A 2701-nucleotide genomic window follows, 5' to 3' on the forward strand; every position below is an offset into this window, starting at 1 on the left:
AGCGGCCAGGTTCGCGAAGTCCGCGGACAGGATGGACGGGGCGATCATCGGCTTCGCCGGGCGGGAGAACGTCGGTGTGGACACAGCGCGCAAGTGTAGCGACCAAATGGTGATTGCCCCGGGGGGATGTGGGTAGCCTGCATAGGGTGACCAATATTTCGGCGGAACAAGGGCTGTTCAGTGCCCCGGTGGAGATTCGCGTAGCAGCTTCGCTCAACCAGCTGCCCATCCTGCGCGGCCTGGCCGAAACCCTGGTCCTGCTCAGCGATTTCACCCTCGACGAGGTCGCCGACGTGCGCCTGGCGGTGGATGAGGTCTGCTCGACGCTGATCGCGATCGCGGCCCCCGATTCGCAGCTGAGCTGCGAATTCCTCGTCGGCGACACCGAACTGCTGGTGCGGGTCGACGGCGTCGCGGGCACGGAGGGCATGCCGGATCAGCGCAGCTTCGGCTGGCATGTGCTGCGCACGCTCAGCGATGAGGTGAGCGCCGACCAACAGGGCTTCGACGCTGCCGTGTCCGGATATCCGACGACGGTCCGCTTCCGTCGGGTCCGGGGGAAGGCGTAGTGCACGGCGAGGACACCACCGAAGAGCACGCGCCCGACCAGGAGAACAGCACCGATACCGACGTCACCACGGAGAACCCGGCCGAACCGGAGAACCCGGTGGACGCCGAGACCGGGGACGCCGAAGCCGAGGAACCGGTATCCGGGTACGACGATGTGAGCGCGCTGTTCGAGCGCCTCGCCGCGACCGAGCCCGGCAGCGCCGAGCACGCGATCGCCAGGGACGCGCTGATCAACCGGTGCATTCCGCTGGCCGATCACATCGCCAGGAAGTTCAGCGGACGCGGCGAACCGTTCGACGATCTGTCGCAGGTGGCGCGGGTCGGCCTGGTGCACGCGGTGGACCGGTTCGATCTGAGCCGTGGCTCGAACTTCCTGTCCTTCGCGGTGCCGACGATCATGGGTGAGGTCCGGCGCTACTTCCGCGACAACACCTGGGCGATGCGGGTGCCGCGGCGGGTCAAGGAGACCCATCTGCGCATCGGCGCCGCGGTCGACCAGCTCTCGCAGCGGCTCGGTCGCTCCCCCACGGCCAAGGAGATCGCGGCCGAACTCGATGTCGACCCCGACGAGGTGACCCAGGCGGTCATCGCGGGCAATGCCTACCAGCCCACCTCGATCGACGCCGCCTCGGTCGGACGCGACAGCGACGCCTCCCTGCTGGACACCCTCGGCGAGGAGGAATCGCAGTTCGACCGGGTCGAGGAGTACATCGCGGTGCGCCCGCTGCTCGCGGGCCTGCCCGAGCGTGAACGGCGCATCCTGACCATGCGGTTCTTCGAGTCCATGACGCAGACCCAGATCGCGTCCCAGCTCGGCATCTCGCAGATGCACGTCTCGCGCATCCTCGCGAAAACCCTTGCGCGTCTGCGCGAATTGTCCGAACGGGACTGACGGCCGCGCCTCGGGACAACGGCGTCCCTACGCGCCCTGCCGCTCCCGCCGCAACCGGGCCGGTGCCCGCATCCACCACGCCGCGTCGACGAGTTCGGCCAGCTGATCGGGGTCGACGACCGCGAGATCGATCAGGATGAACGGATGCCCGTCGTAGTGCGGGGTCGTGTAGAACGCCGGATCGCCGGAGGCCAGCAGGGCTTCCTTCTCCGGGATCTCACACAGCAGCGCCAGGCCACCTTCGGCCTCGTCGCGCAGTCGCGCGAACCCCTTACCGCCGACTTTCAGCCCGGGCGAGCGCCACCAGGTGCCCTCTTCGACCCCGGGCAGCGCCGTCGCCACGCCCACCACCTGTTCCCACGTCATCGCCATGGGTCGATTCTGCGCCCGCGTATCGCCCGGCGCTTGGACGAATGTCACGCAAATATGTCGGAAAAAGTTGACATGTCGGAAACATCCGACGCATAGTGATGGGCGTGGGAGAAGTCGATGTCTTCAGCGCCCTGGCGAACCCCGTGCGCCGTCACCTGCTCGAGGCGCTGCGGGACGGCCCGCGCGCGGCGGGCGACCTGGCCGGTCGATTCGAGCTGAGCAGGCCCGCCGTGTCCGAGCATCTGGCGGTGCTGCGCAATGCCGGATTGGTGCGGGAGGAGCCGCGCGGTCGGCACCGCTACTACCACCTCGACGCGAATCCGCTCGCCGAGGTCGGCGAGTGGCTGCACCCGTTCGAGCACTACTGGCGCGCCCGGTTGGGCGCACTGCGCGACCTACTCGACGAGGAGAATCCATGACGACGACCGAACCGACCGTCATCCGCTGCGACCAGTTCCTCGGGCATCCGCCCGCGATCGTGTGGCGGGCATTGAGCGAGCCCGAGTTGCACGCTAAATGGTGGGCGGCCGGTGACGTCCGCCCCGTGGTGGGCCACCGGTTCACCCTGGACATGGGGAAATGGGGCGCCCAGGAGTGCGAGGTGCTCGCGGTCGAACCGGAGCGGCTGCTGCGCTACAGCTTCGCGCCCGGCTCGCTGGACACCACCATCACCTGGGAACTGCGTCCCGAGGGCACCGGCACCCGGTTGCTGCTCGAACACGCAGGCTTCGATCTCGATTCGCCGCTGGGGAAGGCGGCGTTCGAGGGGATGGGGCGCGGCTGGCCGGGGCTGCTGCGCCGGATCGACACCGCGCTCACGGAGGCCTGAGGTCGGGGGGCCGCGGCGGGGGGGGGGGGCCGGGTGGG

Annotated in this window: 5 protein-coding genes; 4 read left to right on the forward strand and 1 reads right to left on the reverse strand. The window is 68.9% G+C overall.

The genetic code is table 11. The features are described 5' to 3' along the window. The first annotated feature begins 146 nt into the window (after nucleotides 1–146). The gene (locus QH270_RS22410; RefSeq protein WP_280345789.1) at nucleotides 147–569 is read left to right on the forward strand and encodes an anti-sigma factor; all 423 of its coding nucleotides are present in this window, start codon (nucleotides 147–149) and stop codon (nucleotides 567–569) included. A gap of 98 nt (nucleotides 570–667) precedes the next feature. After that, on the forward strand, nucleotides 668–1462 hold the full coding sequence (locus QH270_RS22415) for an RNA polymerase sigma factor SigF (protein WP_280345800.1): 795 nt from the start codon (nucleotides 668–670) through the stop codon (nucleotides 1460–1462). Between the two features lie 27 nt (nucleotides 1463–1489). On the opposite strand, the gene QH270_RS22420 is transcribed toward QH270_RS22415, so the two are convergent. Further along, nucleotides 1490–1834: an MmcQ/YjbR family DNA-binding protein gene (locus QH270_RS22420; RefSeq protein WP_280345792.1), complete on the reverse strand. Its 345-nt coding sequence runs from the start codon at nucleotides 1832–1834 to the stop codon at nucleotides 1490–1492. Nucleotides 1835–1932: 98 nt separating this feature from the next. Here QH270_RS22420 and QH270_RS22425 point away from each other — a divergent pair, with 98 nt between their 5' ends. Beyond that, nucleotides 1933–2253: an ArsR/SmtB family transcription factor gene (locus QH270_RS22425; protein WP_432420405.1), complete on the forward strand. Its 321-nt coding sequence runs from the start codon at nucleotides 1933–1935 to the stop codon at nucleotides 2251–2253. Continuing rightward, on the forward strand, nucleotides 2250–2663 hold the full coding sequence (locus QH270_RS22430; RefSeq protein ID WP_280345798.1) for an SRPBCC family protein: 414 nt from the start codon (nucleotides 2250–2252) through the stop codon (nucleotides 2661–2663). The genes QH270_RS22425 and QH270_RS22430 overlap by 4 nt, the downstream gene beginning before the upstream one ends. Nucleotides 2664–2701: the final 38 nt, after the last annotated feature.

It is taken from the genome of Nocardia neocaledoniensis (assembly GCF_029868625.1).
Lineage (GTDB): Bacteria > Actinomycetota > Actinomycetes > Mycobacteriales > Mycobacteriaceae > Nocardia > Nocardia neocaledoniensis_A.

Coding starts and splice junctions, on each gene's coding strand:
- QH270_RS22425 (WP_432420405.1), top strand. CDS start 1,933: ATGGGCGTGGGAGAAGTCGATGTCTTCAGCGCCCTGGCGAACCCCGTG.
- QH270_RS22420 (WP_280345792.1), bottom strand. CDS start 1,834: ATGGCGATGACGTGGGAACAGGTGGTGGGCGTGGCGACGGCGCTGCCC.
- QH270_RS22430 (WP_280345798.1), top strand. CDS start 2,250: ATGACGACGACCGAACCGACCGTCATCCGCTGCGACCAGTTCCTCGGG.